Source organism: Pseudomonas brassicacearum subsp. brassicacearum (assembly GCF_008801605.1).
Taxonomy (GTDB): domain Bacteria; phylum Pseudomonadota; class Gammaproteobacteria; order Pseudomonadales; family Pseudomonadaceae; genus Aquipseudomonas; species Aquipseudomonas brassicacearum.
Window position 1 is genome coordinate 147964 of the sequence record NZ_VZPJ01000002.1, and the last position, 15218, is coordinate 163181.

Consider the following 15218-nt stretch of genomic DNA (forward strand, 5'->3'; position numbering starts at 1 on the left):
TCGGTGCTGCACGTTGATTCATCCGGCTGCGTTGGCGGCCGCCTTTTTCGTTCCAGGAGTTTCCCCATGAGTCAGCACGACTGCGATCTGTTGATCGTCGGTGCCGGCATGCTCGGCCTCGCCCATGCCTGGGCCGGCGCCAAGCGCGGCCTCAAGGTACGTGTGTTCGAGCGCAGCCACACGCCGCTCGGCGCCTCCATCCGCAACTTCGGCCAGGCCCTGGTCACTGGCCAGGCACCCGGCGTGATGCTCGACCTGGCCCGCCAGTCCCGCGGCCTGTGGGCCGAACTGGGCCAGGCCGCCGGCCTGCAGCTCAAGCAACAGGGCTCACTGCTGTTTGCACGCAGCGAAGCCGAAGAAGCCTTGCTCGAAGCCTTCTGCGCGGGCCGCGCTCGTGAGCAGGGCTACCGCGTCGAGCTACTGCGCGGCGCCGCCCTGAATGGGCTGTACGGCGGACGTTTCGCCCACCATCGTGCCGCCCTGCATGGCCTCGACGACCAGCAGCTGTATTCCCGTGAGGCGCTGCCGCAGATCGTCGATTACCTGCGCGGGTTGGGCGTGCAGTTCCACTTCTCCACCCTGGTGCGTGACGTCGAACCAGGTAGCGCCCTGACCAGCGCCGGAAGTTTCAGCGCCAGGCACATCGTGGTCTGCTCCGGACACGATTATCAGACCTTGCTGGCCGAGCCGCTGGCCGCACTCCAGCCTTCGGTGTGTCGCTTGCAGATGCTGCGCGCCCGCCTGCAACAGCCGCTGGACCTGCAGCACGCGGCGCTCACCGGACTCAGCTGCGTGCATTACGGCGCTTTCGCCGATCTGCCGGAAGCCGAGGCCATTCGCGCGCAGATCCGCCGCGAGCAGCCGGAACTGGAAACCCACGGCATCCACCTGCTGGTCAGCCCGACGCCCCATGGCGAGTTGATCATCGGCGACTCCCACGACTACGGCAGCGACGCCTCGCCGTTCAATGCCGAGGCCGTGGACGACCTCATGCTGGCGCTGGCCGAGCACACCCTGGGCGGCAAGCTGCAGGTGCTGGAACGCTGGCAGGGCGTATACGGCTCGCGCGGGCCCGGCCCGTTCAGCGTGGTGCAAGCCGGAGCAGGTGTCAGCGCCGTACTGATGCACACCGGCCTGGGCATGAGCGTCGGCCTAGGCCTCGGCGAGCGCAGCCTGGCGGCGCTGCTCGGCGAAGAAGAATGGCCGCAGGCGTGCGTCGCATGAGCGCGGAGCAGGCGGTGGCCGAACTGTTTGCCCTGTGCCGCCAGCAGGCGCAGGCGGACTACATCGGCGAGGCGGTCAGCCAGCTCGAACACATGGTCCAGGCCGCCGAGCTGGCACGTGACGAAGGGGCAGACGAGGAGTTGGTGCTGGCCGCTTTCTGCCACGACGTCGGGCACTTCTGTGCGCCGCTGACGACGGAAAACTCAATGGCCGGCCTGGGCCGTCGAGGCCACGAGCGGGTGGGCGCAAACTGGCTGTTGGGGTTGGGCTTCTCCCAGCGCCTGGCGGGGCTGGTGGCGCGGCATGTTGACGCCAAGCGTTACCTGAGCTGGCGCGAACCGGCTTATCTGGCAGGGTTGAGTGAGGCCAGCCGGCAAACGCTGCACTGGCAGGGCGGACCGATGACGCCCCCTGAGGCCGAAGCTTTCGAGGCCGACCCGCTGTTTGCCGACAGCCTGCGTTTGCGCCGCTGGGACGAGGCGGCCAAGGTCGCCGGGAGACCTTCAACCGATCTCAGCGATTTGGAGCAGCTTGCGATACGTGTTCACCAGGCTGCGATACCTTGAGAGGTCCTCAGGTGCAGGTCGGTCAACAATAGCGATGCTTCCTGCTTCTCGGCCTGGTTATCACCTCTATCGGAAAGGACCGACCGGTAGGTGAAATAAAGCAAACCCGGCGCACTCGAAGGCGCCTTGCGCACAGCCACCATCAAGTGCGGGCAAACGCCTGACTGGATGACACTCGCATTTGCCCCTTGTTCAGGCCGAACGAACCCTAGGATCTGCTTCATTGTTCTACAACCCGCATGATAAATTCCCCGCCGCGACCTCTAATCAATAGAGGGCATTCAGGGAGAGAAGTAAGTGATCAAGTCTTTGTTGGTTGGGACATTGCTGGCAATGGCATCAGCATCGGCATCTGCGATGAGTTGCGATAACCCTAGAAACGCCTATGACAGAACCTATTGCGCATCGCTGAAAATGGTTCAGTCGGATCAGGACATCAATGATCAATACAAGAAGACGATGAGTGCGCTGAACCCGGATCAAAAGAAAAAAGTGAAAGCCGCTCAAATCCAGTGGATCAAAAATCGTGACAGCGCCTGTTCCAACGATGGCCTGCTCTACCTGGACTGTGCCAACGAGAAGACCGAGGCGCGTATCGTCATCCTCAAAGCTGTCGAGCGCGAGTGCCGTGCCGCCGGTTGCGACGACGCCAAGCTGTCGCAAGTCGAGTAAGCCGTAAACAACTTGCCCTCGCTGAAAAACCCGACGTAAAACGTCGGGTTTTTCTTTGGCGGGTTCACCCGCTATCGCGGCTCAACGCTATTCAACACCCGATTCGCCAACAACGACTCAACTCGCCCTTGCCCCTTTTTTCATGCCTGGTGCAGGCCACACACTCTTCAGGCTCGGGGAGTTACGCCAGCGAGGCGAAGATCCCAGCGGGCGGGACAGCGAGATGTTTCGCTAAATCTCATCTTCACAGTAATTCAGTTGTTTGCATTGGTGGCAGGGTGCCACAATCGTTTTTTTGTTGCGTCATAACCAGGTGGTTCAAATGTATGGCCCAAGATTGCGCAATGGCCAGGATTTTGTAATAGCCGAGCAGGTTCGAACTGACCGATTGCAGCAACTGTTTCGCCAATCCGTTTCTGCGGTTTTGGGTAGTTACCTGGCTGCCATCATGCTGAGCTGGCTGTGTTGGGATCGTTTTGAGCACAGCGCTATTTTTTGGTGGCTGGCCATCCTGACCGCATCGACGCTGGTGCGTATCGCGATGTTCGTTGCCTATTTCCGCAGCGACGAAAGTCAGCGCACGCCTCAACATTGGGAACGCAAATACTGGGTCACGCTGGTGCTGTCAGCCAGCATCTGGGGCGGTGGGGCGTTTGTGCTCATGCCGGCGGACGATTTGTTGTCGCAGGCGTTGGTCATGCTTTTTACGGTCGGGATGTCCGTCAGTGCGGTGTCCTGCTACTCGGCCTATCGCGATATGACACTGGTTTCCATCGGCGTGGTGTTGTTGCCGTGCACGATCTGGCTGCTGTTTCAACCGTCCCCGATCCAAGTCGGCATGGCCCTTTCGATTTTGGTATTCACGGCATTTGCGGCCCGCGCCACGCACAAAATGTCTCAGGCACTGGAAATCGCCTTTCGACTCACCCGTGAAATGGAACAGGCGAACAGCATTTCAACCCGCGCCGCACAAACCGATGAACTGACCGGCCTGAAGAGTCGACGGGCATTTTTCGAGCATGCCCAGCAGCTTTACAACGAGTGCAAGGCCAAGCGGCAAGGGTTGTGCGCGGTCATGTTGGACATGGATCACTTCAAGCACATCAACGACACCTACGGCCATCAGGTCGGCGATCAGGTTTTGCGCCAGATGGGGACGGTCATCAGTTCGTCGTTTCGGGCAACCGATATCCACGGTCGGCTCGGGGGCGAAGAGTTCGCCATTCTGCTCCCGGACACTTCCATTGAGGTTGCTACCCAGATTGCAGAACGGCTCATCGATACGATTGCAGGTTTGACGATCGAGCCTGTTCACCATATCTCAGCCAGCCTTGGCGTCGCATCGACGGAGGCTTGTAATAAGGATCTTCACAGCTTGATGAACGATGCGGATAAAGCCCTGTATCGAGCGAAGGCGTTGGGGCGTAATCGAGTGGCGGTTGCTTAGTCGGGTTGGCTTTGCCCTGCGCGAAACCAAAAAAACCGCCAATTCGGCGGTTTTTTTTACTTTTCCCTGATCCCGCGTTTGATCGTGCCCTCGCTCTGCGTGGGTATGCATCCCGTGACGCTCTGCGTCACTTTCCAAAAGCGGAACGCGGAGCGTCCCTGGCGGCGTTCCCACGCAGAGCGTTGGGACGATCGAAACCCAACATTCTGCTTATGAATTTCCCTCTCTTTGAAGGCCTGCAATTGCGCTGGTCCTGCTGATCCCCCCTAGCACCTCCTTCCCCTTGGCTCACCTCGCGGCTCACGCGGGCTGGCGATATTGCAGGGCCTAAAAATAAATTTCTTTTTAGATCAATTAGTTAATTCTGGATTAGCAATTTTCTCAAAATTTATCTTGCGCGCTAATTATTCATCCGTTAACTTTATCGCAACTGGTTAGCGCGCAAACATTTAGCGCAAACCAAAAAACATTGATCAGACCAATCAGCAAAAGAGGAAACACGATGAACGTTCTCTACACCGCAGTCGCAACCTCCACCGGTGGCCGTGATGGCCGTGCTGTTTCCAGCGACAAGATTCTCGACGTGAAACTGGCTACTCCAAAAGCCTTGGGCGGCGCCGGTGGTGAAGCCACCAACCCTGAGCAGTTGTTCGCTGCCGGTTACTCCGCCTGCTTCATTGGCGCATTGAAGTTTGTCGCCAGCCAAAGCAAACGCAGCATTCCTGCTGACGCTTCAATCACGGCACATGTCGGTATCGGCCAGATCCCTGGCGGTTTCGGCCTGGACATCGACCTGCACATCAACTTGCCAGGTCTGGATCAAGCCGATGCTCAAGCGCTGGTCGATGCGGCTCACCAGGTTTGCCCGTACTCCAACGCGACACGCGGCAACGTCGATGTCCGTTTGCACGTCACCGTCTAACTCACTTCATCTACGAATAAAAAGGATCAGGACATGAACACTCTCGGCAAAACTCTTGTTGGCTCGCTTCTGGCACTGTCGCTCGGCAATGCGTTCGCGACTTCTTCTGTTCAACCTACGTTCGCCGAGGGAGGTTCGGATCGCCTGATCGAAAGCCGTGTGGCTGAAGGCGGCTCCGATCGACTCATCGAAAACCGCGTAGCTGAAGGCGGCTCCGATCGACTCATCGAAAACCGCGTAGCTGAAGGCGGCTCCGATCGACTCATCGAAAACCGCGTAGCCGAAGGCGGCTCCGATCGCCTGATGGAAAACAGAGTGGGCTGAACAATCCCTTCACCGCTCCGAAAACCGGTCGAATCACCCCATGTTGCTTCCAAAAGAAAAAACGCCGCTTATCTCTCATGAGGAAGCGGCGTTTTTTTGCAACGTGTCCCAGGATCCTAAACGATACTATCCACCACCCCACCATCAACACGAAGCGCCGCTCCGGTGGTGGCCGAGGCCTGTTCCGAGCTGGCGTAGATGATCATGTTGGCGACTTCCTCGACGCGCGCCGCGCGCTGGATGATCGAGGTGCTGCGGTGCTGGTTGACGAAATCTGCCGCGACCTTTTCCAGGCTGTCCCCGGTGCGCTCGACGTCTGCCTGGAGCATCTGGGCAACGCCTTCGGAAAGCGTCGGCCCCGGCAGCACCGAGTTCACCGTCACGCCCGTGCCGGCGAGGCGCTTGGCCAGGCCGCGAGCGATTGAGAGTTGGGCGGTTTTGGTGAAGCCGTAATGGATCATGTCAGCGGGAATGTTCACGCCGGATTCCGACGAGACAAACACAATCCGCCCCCAACCGCGCTCGACCATGCCCGGTGCGTAGGCCCTGGAAACACGCACGCCGGACATCACGTTGGTTTCAAAGAAGCGCAGCCATTCGCTGTCCGGCGTCTCGAAAAAGTCTTCCAGTTTGAAAATGCCCAGGTTGTTGATGACGATATCGAAGCGTGGGTATTTGGCGATCAGTGCCTGGCAGCCCGGCGCGTTGCTCAGATCGCCAACAAAGCCATCGGCCCTTGAAGCGAGGGCGCCCAAGCGCTGCAACGCATCCTCCACGCTGCTTGCGCTGCGACCGTTGATAACCACTTGGGCGCCGGCTTCCAGGAAGCCTTTGGCTGTCGCAAACCCAATACCGCTGGTGGACCCAGTGACCAACACGTGACGGCCGGTGAAGTCGATGTTCATGAGGGGGACTCCTTGATTAATGAACCAGAGGAAGTGCGATATTTCTGACTGGACGGTAGTCCGACGGATTTAGAGATGGCTGTGCATCCCAACGTCGCCGATATCGCAGGCCCTTAATCATGGACACGATTGAGGCTTTGCGCCTCCTCGTGATCAATCAACCATCAGGAAGCCGACCACACGGCCAGTTCATAGCCATCCGGATCGATAAAGTGGAAACGTCGGCCCCCCGGGAACGCGAACACTTCACGGCTGATGGTCGCTCCTGTGGCCTTGAGCCTGAGTTGGGTAGCCTCAAGGTCATCCGCATACAAGATGATCAACGGGCCGCCCGGGCGCACAGGTTCGCCAGTCGTGAAGCCACCGGTCAGGCGACCGTCGCTGAATTCGGTATAGGTCGGGCCGTAGTCGACGAAACTCCAGCCGAACACGCTTGCATAGAAGGCTTTGCTGCGGGCGATGTCGCTGACATTGAACTCGATGTTATCGATCTGACGGTCTTTACCTTGAATGCCCATTGTCGCTTCCTTGGCTGATTTGGGAGTAAGCGAGCTTAGGCCATTTCTCTCTCACCGAGCTTGGAAAAATCGATCCGGACGGCAGGGGTTGAGGGCAGAGAAGGAACACAGCTGGCGCCGGTACCCGTGATACCTGAGGTATTGCGGGTGCAAAACGGCGCCATCTCTGCCACGTCTACACTTTAAAGCGTCCTACCAGCCTTTCCAGTTCATGACCCAGCCGTGCGAGTTCGGTACTTGAAGAAGCAGTTTCCTCGCAAGTGCTTGCCGTCTGCTCAGAGATGTCGCGAACGTTGATGACACTGCGGTTGATTTCCTCGGCGACTGCGCTTTGCTGCTCCGCTGCAGTGGCGATTTGCTGATTCATGGCTTGAATGATCGATACTTTACTCGTGATGTTTTCCAAGGCGCTTACCGCACGATGGGTAAATTCCACGCTGCTTTCGCTCAACAGCTGGCTGCTTTCCATGCCTGAGGCAACGGCATGAGTACCACTCTGTACACCGGCCACCAGACTTTCAATTTCTTCAGTGGAACGCTGGGTGCGTAAGGCAAGACTGCGCACCTCGTCTGCTACCACCGCAAAGCCACGGCCAGCCTCGCCGGCGCGTGCGGCTTCAATGGCCGCGTTCAGCGCCAGCAGATTGGTTTGCTGGGCCACCGCCTTTATCACATCGAGCACCCCGCCGATTTTTTCGCTTTGTTCCTGGAGATGGCGTACAGCATCAGCCGACTGATTGAGCTCTTCGGCCAAGCGCTTGATCTGCGCAATGGCCTCGCTCACGATTCGCTCTCCCTCATAGGCTTGCTGATCCGCGGCGGACGCGGCAGTTGAGGCCTCTTCAGCATTGCGAGCGACGTTTTGCACCGTTGCGGTCATTTCGCTCATCGCGGTGGCGACATGATCCGTTTCGTTTTTTTGATTATTGACGCCCGCATTGGTTTGCTCGGTGACCGCCGACAGCTGTTCGGCGGCACTGGCAACCTGAATGACGCCGGATCGAATGCCCTCGATCAGCTCATGAAGGTTGAGCATCATCTGCTGAAGACCTGATTGCAGCTGACCCAACTCATCACGCCGATTGACCTGCACGGGCTCACTCAAATCCCCCCTGGCAATACGATTCACGGCCTGTAGCGTGTACTGCAGTGGGTTAACGATTTGTTGGGTAATGATCCACGCTGCGAGTGCACCCAGTAGCAACGTCAAGGCAGCGACAAGACTCAGCAGAACCTTGGCAGACGCGGCGTCGGCATCGCGCTTGGTATTTTGCGAGTCAATGAGCTTTTGCGTCGTATCAAGCAACAGATCACCCAGTTGCCCCATACGTTTATAGATGGACACTTGGTCGGCATTGGGTTTGGCCAGATCAAGCAGCAGTTGTCCGTATTCTCTGACGGATGTGTTCTGTTGTTGAATCAGCTCTTGGTCAATCGGGGAAGTGAACTGGTCCCTGATGCTTTGCAGATGGGCTGCCAGATTGTCCAGAATTTTCTGCAGCGGTTGATAGGCATCTGGTTGAGGGTTTGCACCTAGACGTAAACGACTGATTCGCAGGTCTTTGGTGTAATCGCTGATTTGAGCAATTTTTTCGATTTTAACGCCGCGGTCGGTCAACGTCGCAATGGCGTACCAACCCGTGGAAGCGAGTAACAACGCAAGCCCTAGTACCAGGCCGAAGCCCAAGCTTAATTTCGCGCTGACACGGATGTTGCTGATCCAGTCAAACATAAAGACTCCATTTGTAACTCAGATGGATTGGAAATGGCGTCCTGAGTGTCGACCATGTACCTGAATGCTTTAGTTTTTAGAGTGGCAACCGAAGTGCTCTGGAGCACAACTCGTCCTCAAATGTAGAAAATATAGTGATATCCAGGGCTATTGGGCTAAAGCATGGCTGAAAGGATACAGCGCCCAGCCTGTCGGCGTTTCAAGAGTGGTCTATTTCGAAACTAAGGGGTAGTTTTCAAACACCAAAAAACTGTCTAGTTCTTTAGTCGAATGTTCACGATCGTTCAATTCTGGTGGACCCGCACCTATGTTGCGAGCACTGGAAACCGTACAGTGTGTAACGGAAGATTCAGATCTGGATGACTTGCTTTAGATAAAGAAACAGCCGGTCTTGGCAGGCTCTGTATCGGACTTCGAGGCCCTCGACCTCCCACATCCGAGCAAGCCATACCTCATCACATGACGCGTCAATATCATTGACGGTGACGCTCCATACGGTCTGAGCGTGTTGCGTGGCCCGTAGTAGTTGCAACAACTCCTCAGTGATTGGAAGCGCTTTAGCCTTAACTCTTTTTAGCGACATCTAAACTATCCAGGATCAATTCAAGGTCGAGATTGTTTTTGCGTCGCGCACTATAAGGCTCAGTTCATGAAGGCTGTATTCGACTTATGGCTAGCAAGACAGCGCAGAAATAGACTGCTCTTGGCAGTAGTTATTCATTGGGTTTATGACGCTTTAATTACTGACTGCTTTATGGTGAGGGGTGGGTATGACGGGCCTGTATTCAAGGTCGGGTCGTCAACAAAACCTATTAATCTTTCACAAGAAGAGCTAGCAGCTATAGCGGGAATACCCCGAACTTACGTTAGTCAAATTGAACGCGAATTAAAGTACATCAACGATGCCCAGTCTAATGAACGAAAGGTTTTGGTCAACGCTTTCAGGAATTTGACGCGTCCTTGGCTGATTTGGGAGTAAGCGAACTTAGGCCATTCAACCCTCACCAAGCTTGGAAAAATCGATCCGGACGACAGGGGTTGAGGGCCGAGCAAGCCTTGTCGCCGACGATCTCTTCACTGGCAAGACGACCCACGATCGCGGCCAGGGTTACGCCGGGGTGCATGACGCACACGTATACACCGCCAACCTGCGGAAGATAACCAATGATGGGGATGTCATCGGCAGGCATTGGTCTGTATCCGACACGAGCCGATTGCAGATCCAGGGAGACAACGCCGTGAAGCTCGCTTTTTATGGCGTTGGCGGTGCGCAGCGCGATCTCCGACGGTTGGTTTTCCAAGGCGTCGTCCAGGTAGTCTTCGGCCGCCAGCAACGCACCCTCTGGGGTTTGCCTCACTTCCATTTCAGGGCTGGAGATGAGGCTGCGTACCAGGTTGGGTGGCGAGGTGTAGCGGATGAAAATTGCCGGGGAGGCGTCGATGGGCAGGCAGACTTCAAGCAGGTCGGCCAGCTTCGTGATGCCTGTGCCGGCTGCCAATACGACGATATCGGCTTCAATGACGCCCGTGGTGGTTTCAACGCCCCACACGCTGGAACCCTGGGTTTTAAAGCCGAGAACCGGCGTTTGAGTGAGCACTTTCGCGCCGTTGGCCTGGGCGCCGGCGATCAGCGCATGGGTTGCTGCTACGGCGTCCAGCGCTCCTTCTTCCGCCGCATACGAAGCTTGTTGAGGAGGATTCTTGAGGTTTGGCTCAAGTTCACGGATCTGTGATTGGGATATCCGGCTTGCCGACGCTGTTGAACTCGGGCCGTAAGATAGGGCGCCAGTCCAGCGGATCTTCAGGCCGGGCAGTTGCGTTTCGAGTCGGCGGTATTCCTGGATGGCAGCACCGCGCAATGGCGCAATGGGGTCGGGTTCGCCATGGGAGGTGTTGATCCAGGCGAATGAGCTGCCGGTCACGCCTGACGCGATGCCTTCGGCCTCGACCACCGTGACTTTCGCGCCTTTGGTCGCCAGATGGTAGGCCAGGGATGCGCCTACGATGCCCGCACCGATGACGATGACGCGTTTGCCGGGAGCGTTATCCATTCGGTCTCCGTCGGGTTTGCCTGGGGGAATACGTTAGCCCGGTTGGGGCTGCTAGCAGTTCAATATGCGGCGCCTGTCAGGCCGCTATCGCGAGCAAGCTCGGCTCCCACAGTTGTTCCGGATTGCTCACAGATATCGCATTCATCACAAATCCCTGTGGGAGCCGAGCTCGCTCGCGATGGCGGTGGGTCTGCTTGCATCGATGTTGAATGTGCCGCTCGGCCCCCACAGGGGTTCTTGGGTGTTTACGATCAAGCATTCACCACACCCAAGCAACAGGCCTTCAGTACCACCGCGCCTCGCCCGGCGGGCGTTTCTTGAAGCGTTTCATGCTCCACATGTACTGGCTCGGGTAGGCCCGTACGTAGCGCTCCACCACTTGGCTCATGGCGGCGCAGGCCGTTTCGGTGTCGGTGCTGTACATGGCCTCCGGCGCGGCTTCGAGGATGACTTTGTAGCCGGAGCCGTCCGGCAGGCGCAGGGCGTGGAGGAAGACGCCGACCGCTTTGCCGCCGGCGAGCATGTTCGGTACGAACTTGCTGGTCAGGGCCTGGGTGGCGAAGAAGGGCACGAAGATACCGGCGGATTCGGCCGGTTCCGGGTCGGCAGGGATGCCCACCTGGCCGCCCTTGCGCACTTCCTTGATGACGCTGAGGATGCCTTCCTTGGTGGATGCTGCGACTTTGTTGCCCAGTTGCACGCGCTGTTTGCGCAGCAATTCATCCACCGCCTTGAGCTTGGGCGGACGGTAGAAAATGATCGGTTTGCACTGGCTGCAATAGAAGTGGTTGAGCACTTCCCAGTTGCCCAAATGGCTGGTGATGCCGACCACGCCCTTGCCGGAGGCCAGCGCTTCTTTCAGCACCTCCAGGCCTTCGACTTCACGCACCAGGTCGATGGAGCGTTGGGCCGGCCAGATCCAGGCGCAGGCGCTTTCGGTCAGGGATTTGCCGATGTCCTTGAGGCTCTGGCCAACGAGGCGTTCGCGCTCGGCCGGGTCCATCTCGGGAAAACACTTGGCGAGGTTGATCCGCACCACGTCGCGGGAGCGGTTGGGCAGCTTCCACATGAACCAGCCAATGGCCGAGCCCACCGCTTGCACCGCCCGCCAGGGCAGCAGCGCAAACAACCGCAGAGCGCCGACCAGCAAGGCGCCTTTCAACTTATCCACAGGTCACTCCTGAATGTATGGGCCGTGTTGCGAGCCGGCTATTCTAACCGCCGTTTACCAACTCGGCGTAGCGGTCGCAATCCTGGGTGTGGTCCATGACCATGCCCGAGGCCTGCATCAGCGCATAACAAATGGTCGGTCCGACGAAAGTAAATCCAGCTTTCTTCAGGCCTTTGCTCATCGCCAGCGCCTCGGGCGTGATGGCCGGCACTTCGGTGCGGTCCTTGAAATGGTTGATGATGGGTTTGTCGCCCACGAACGACCAGAGGAACGTCACCGGGTCTTCCAACGCCAGCCAGGCCTGGGCGTTGCGGCGGGCGGCCTTGAGCTTGAGGCGGTTGCGGATGATGCCGGGGTCGAGCATCAGTTCATCGATTTCGGCGTCGCTCATCTGCGCTACCCGCTGTACATCGAAGCCGTACAGCACCTCCCGGTAACGCTCGCGTTTGCGCAAAACGGTGATCCAGGACAACCCGGCCTGGAACCCTTCGAGCAAAAGCAACTCGAACAAACCCTGCGCATCGCGCAGCGGCGTGCCCCACTCCTGATCGTGATAAGCCATGTACAACGGATCGTCAGAACACCAAAAGCAGCGTGGCATAAGGCTCCAGGGGGCGTGCGCACGAACGAATCGGGTATACTCCCGCTCTTTAAATCGCAGCCCAAGAAACAGGTGAATTTCGTGAGCCAGCCTACGCCAGCCGTGCGTACCTTCCAAGACTTGATCCTCGCCCTCCAGCAATACTGGGCCGAGCAAGGTTGCGTGGTACTTCAGCCCTACGATATGGAAGTAGGCGCCGGCACTTTCCACACTGCCACGTTTCTGCGTGCCATCGGCCCGGAAACCTGGAACGCCGCTTATGTGCAGCCCAGCCGCCGCCCGACTGACGGCCGCTACGGCGAAAACCCGAACCGTCTGCAGCACTACTATCAGTTCCAGGTCGTGCTGAAGCCGAACCCGGAAAACTTCCAGGAACTGTATCTGGGCTCGCTCAAGCACGTGGGCCTCGACCCGCTGGTGCATGACATTCGTTTCGTCGAAGACAACTGGGAATCGCCAACCCTGGGCGCCTGGGGCCTGGGCTGGGAAGTCTGGCTCAACGGCATGGAAGTGACCCAGTTCACCTACTTCCAGCAGGCGGGTGGCATCGAGTGCTACCCGGTCACCGGCGAAATCACCTACGGTCTGGAACGCTTGGCCATGTACCTGCAGGGCGTGGATTCGGTCTACGACCTGGTGTGGGCCGACGGCCCGTTCGGCAAAGTGACCTACGGCGACGTGTTCCACCAGAACGAAGTGGAACAGTCGACCTACAACTTCGAACACGCCAACGTCGAGAAGCTGTTCGAACTGTTCGATTTCTATGAAAGCGAAGCCAAGCGCCTGATCGAGCTGGACCAGCCGCTGCCGTTGCCGAGCTATGAAATGGTGTTGAAGGCGTCCCATACCTTCAACCTGCTGGATGCACGCCGGGCGATTTCCGTGACCGCGCGCCAGCAATACATCCTGCGTGTGCGCACCCTGGCGCGTTCCGTTGCGCAAGCCTACCTGCTGGCCCGTGCCAAGCTGGGCTTCCCGATGGCGACCCCGGACCTGCGTGATGAAGTGTTGGCTAAGCTGGAGGCTGCACAATGAGTGCTCAAGATTTTCTGGTTGAACTGGGCACCGAAGAACTGCCACCCAAAGCCCTGAACACCCTGGCCGATGCGTTCCTGGCCGGTATCGACAAAGGCCTGCAAGCCGCCGGCCTGGGCTACGAAGCCAAACAGGTGTACGCCGCGCCGCGCCGCCTGGCCGTGCTGATCACCGCACTGGCGACCCAGCAGCCGGACCGCAGCATCAACCTCGACGGCCCGCCACGCCAGGCCGCGTTCGATGCCGACGGCAACCCGACCCAAGCTGCCCTGGGCTTCGCCAAGAAGTGCGGCGTGGACCTGAGCGAAATCGACCAGAGCGGCCCGAAGCTGCGCTATAGCCAAAGCATCAAGGGCAAGCCGACCGCCAGCCTGTTGCCGACCATCGTCGAAGATTCCCTCAATGACTTGCCGATCCCCAAGCGCATGCGCTGGGCCGCGCGCAAGGAAGAGTTCGTGCGCCCGACCCAATGGCTGGTGATGTTGCTCGGTGACCAGGTCATCGACTGCACGATCCTGGCCCAGAAGGCCGGTCGCGATTCCCGCGGTCACCGCTTCCATCATCCACAGAGCGTGCGCATCACCTCGCCGGCCAACTACCTGGCCGACCTGCGTGCCGCCTACGTGCTGGCCGACGCCAACGAGCGCCGCGAGTTGATCAGCAAGCGCACCGAAGAGCTGGCCACCCTGCAGGAAGGCACCGCCATCGTGCCGGCCAACCTGCTGGACGAAGTGACCGCGCTGGTGGAATGGCCGGTGCCGCTGGTGTGCTCGTTCGAGGAACGTTTCCTTGAAGTGCCGCAGGAAGCCTTGATCACCACCATGCAGGACAACCAGAAGTACTTCTGCCTGCTGGACGCCGAAGGCAAGTTGCTGCCGCGCTTCATCACGGTCGCCAACATCGAAAGCAAGGACCCGCAGCAGATCATCGCCGGTAACGAAAAAGTCGTTCGCCCGCGCCTGACCGATGCCGAGTTCTTCTTCAAGCAAGACAAGAAGCAGCCCCTGGAAAGCTTCAACGAGCGCCTGCGCAACGTGGTGTTCCAGGAAAAACTCGGCAGCGTCTACGACAAGGCCGAGCGCGTGTCGAAACTGGCGGCGTTCATCGCTCCACGCATCGGCGGTGACGCCCAGCGCGCGGCCCGTGCCGGCATCCTGTCCAAGTGCGACCTGTCCACCGAGATGGTCGGTGAGTTCCCGGAGATGCAAGGCGTCGCCGGTTACTACTACGCCCTCAACGATGGCGAGCCGCAAGACGTGGCCCTGGCACTGAACGAGCAGTACATGCCGCGCGGTGCTGGCGCAGAGCTGCCGACCACCCTGACCGGTGCGGCCGTGGCGATCGCCGACAAGCTCGACACCCTGGTCGGCATCTTCGGTATCGGCATGCTGCCCACCGGCAGCAAAGACCCTTATGCCTTGCGTCGTGCGGCGCTGGGCGTGTTGCGGATCCTGATCGACAAGCAGTTGGACCTGGACCTGAACGACGCCGTGGCGTTCGCCGTCAACGCGTTCGGCAGCAAGGTCAAGTCTGCCGGCCTGGCCGATGCGGTGCTGGAATTTATCTTCGACCGCCTGCGTGCGCGTTATGAAGACGAAGGTGTCGAAGTCGCGACCTACCTGTCGGTGCGAGCCCTGAAACCAGGTTCGGCCCTGGACTTCGACCAGCGCGTACAAGCGGTGCAGGCGTTCCGCAAATTACCGGAAGCGGCAGCGCTGGCGTCGGTGAACAAGCGTGTGTCGAACCTGCTGAGCAAGGCCGAGCCTTCCGTCAAAGCCGTTGAAGCACGCTACTTTGATAATGCCGCCGAGTTTTCGCTCAACTCGGCGATTCAACAGGCGTATGCGTCGGTGCAACCGCTCATGGAAAAACGCGATTATGCCGAGGCACTGGCGCGCCTGGCGGCACTGCGCGAGCCGGTCGATGCGTTCTTTGAAGCCGTGATGGTGAATGCGGACAACGAAGACGTTCGCAAGAATCGTTATGCATTGCTGGCACGCCTGCGCAGCCTGTTCCTCAATATTGCCGATATTTCCGTGCTGGGTTGAGG

General features: G+C 58.7%; 15 protein-coding genes. 9 read left to right on the forward strand and 6 right to left on the reverse strand.

What is annotated here, in order from left to right:
* Positions 1-66: 66 nt before the first annotated feature.
* From F7R20_RS06470 to F7R20_RS06495, 6 genes are all read left to right on the forward strand, one after another.
* Positions 67-1224 (forward strand): TIGR03364 family FAD-dependent oxidoreductase, encoded by a 1158-nt coding sequence (locus F7R20_RS06470; protein WP_003196189.1) that lies wholly within the window; start codon positions 67-69, stop codon positions 1222-1224.
* Positions 1221-1790, forward strand: a complete 570-nt coding sequence (locus F7R20_RS06475; protein ID WP_003196187.1) for an HD domain-containing protein — start codon at positions 1221-1223, stop codon at positions 1788-1790. The genes F7R20_RS06470 and F7R20_RS06475 overlap by 4 nt, the downstream gene beginning before the upstream one ends.
* A gap of 297 nt (positions 1791-2087) precedes the next feature.
* Positions 2088-2462 (forward strand): lysozyme inhibitor LprI family protein, encoded by a 375-nt coding sequence (locus F7R20_RS06480; protein ID WP_003196186.1) that lies wholly within the window; start codon positions 2088-2090, stop codon positions 2460-2462.
* 322 nt (positions 2463-2784) lie between these two features.
* A complete protein-coding gene (locus tag F7R20_RS06485) occupies positions 2785-3909 on the forward strand; it encodes a GGDEF domain-containing protein (RefSeq protein ID WP_003196184.1) in 1125 nt (374 codons plus the stop codon).
* Positions 3910-4411: 502 nt separating this feature from the next.
* Positions 4412-4831 carry an organic hydroperoxide resistance protein gene (locus F7R20_RS06490; RefSeq protein WP_003196182.1) on the forward strand — a complete coding sequence of 140 codons (420 nt, stop codon included), beginning with the start codon at positions 4412-4414 and terminating at the stop codon, positions 4829-4831.
* A 33-nt stretch (positions 4832-4864) separates the two neighbouring features.
* Positions 4865-5155, forward strand: a complete 291-nt coding sequence (locus F7R20_RS06495) for a hypothetical protein (RefSeq protein WP_003196180.1) — start codon at positions 4865-4867, stop codon at positions 5153-5155.
* A 116-nt stretch (positions 5156-5271) separates the two neighbouring features.
* On the opposite strand, the gene F7R20_RS06500 is transcribed toward F7R20_RS06495, so the two are convergent.
* The 3 genes from F7R20_RS06500 to F7R20_RS06510 all read right to left on the reverse strand — a co-directional run bounded on the left by F7R20_RS06500 (position 5272) and on the right by F7R20_RS06510 (position 8310).
* Positions 5272-6060: an SDR family NAD(P)-dependent oxidoreductase gene (locus F7R20_RS06500; RefSeq protein ID WP_003196178.1), complete on the reverse strand. Its 789-nt coding sequence runs from the start codon at positions 6058-6060 to the stop codon at positions 5272-5274.
* 164 nt (positions 6061-6224) lie between these two features.
* Positions 6225-6578: a VOC family protein gene (locus F7R20_RS06505; protein WP_003196176.1), complete on the reverse strand. Its 354-nt coding sequence runs from the start codon at positions 6576-6578 to the stop codon at positions 6225-6227.
* Between the two features lie 175 nt (positions 6579-6753).
* Positions 6754-8310 carry a methyl-accepting chemotaxis protein gene (locus tag F7R20_RS06510; protein WP_028237747.1) on the reverse strand — a complete coding sequence of 519 codons (1557 nt, stop codon included), beginning with the start codon at positions 8308-8310 and terminating at the stop codon, positions 6754-6756.
* 754 nt (positions 8311-9064) lie between these two features.
* Here F7R20_RS06510 and F7R20_RS32255 point away from each other — a divergent pair.
* Positions 9065-9289, forward strand: coding sequence for a helix-turn-helix domain-containing protein (locus F7R20_RS32255; RefSeq protein ID WP_149632578.1), 225 nt, complete (start codon positions 9065-9067; stop codon positions 9287-9289).
* Between the two features lie 22 nt (positions 9290-9311).
* On the opposite strand, the gene F7R20_RS06525 is transcribed toward F7R20_RS32255, so the two are convergent.
* The 3 genes from F7R20_RS06525 to F7R20_RS06535 all read right to left on the reverse strand — a co-directional run bounded on the left by F7R20_RS06525 (position 9312) and on the right by F7R20_RS06535 (position 12133).
* On the reverse strand, positions 9312-10361 hold the full coding sequence (locus tag F7R20_RS06525) for an NAD(P)/FAD-dependent oxidoreductase (RefSeq protein ID WP_003196171.1): 1050 nt from the start codon (positions 10359-10361) through the stop codon (positions 9312-9314).
* Between the two features lie 283 nt (positions 10362-10644).
* On the reverse strand, positions 10645-11532 hold the full coding sequence (locus F7R20_RS06530; RefSeq protein ID WP_003196168.1) for a lysophospholipid acyltransferase: 888 nt from the start codon (positions 11530-11532) through the stop codon (positions 10645-10647).
* Positions 11533-11575: 43 nt separating this feature from the next.
* Positions 11576-12133 carry a DNA-3-methyladenine glycosylase I gene (locus F7R20_RS06535; RefSeq protein WP_003196165.1) on the reverse strand — a complete coding sequence of 186 codons (558 nt, stop codon included), beginning with the start codon at positions 12131-12133 and terminating at the stop codon, positions 11576-11578.
* Positions 12134-12214: 81 nt separating this feature from the next.
* Here F7R20_RS06535 and glyQ point away from each other — a divergent pair, with 81 nt between their 5' ends.
* Together glyQ and glyS are read left to right on the forward strand one after the other, a co-directional pair.
* Positions 12215-13168, forward strand: a complete 954-nt coding sequence (gene glyQ, locus F7R20_RS06540) for a glycine--tRNA ligase subunit alpha (RefSeq protein ID WP_003177094.1) — start codon at positions 12215-12217, stop codon at positions 13166-13168.
* Positions 13165-15216 (forward strand): glycine--tRNA ligase subunit beta, encoded by a 2052-nt coding sequence (glyS, locus tag F7R20_RS06545; protein ID WP_003196162.1) that lies wholly within the window; start codon positions 13165-13167, stop codon positions 15214-15216. Before glyQ ends, glyS begins: the two co-directional genes overlap by 4 nt.
* Positions 15217-15218: the final 2 nt, after the last annotated feature.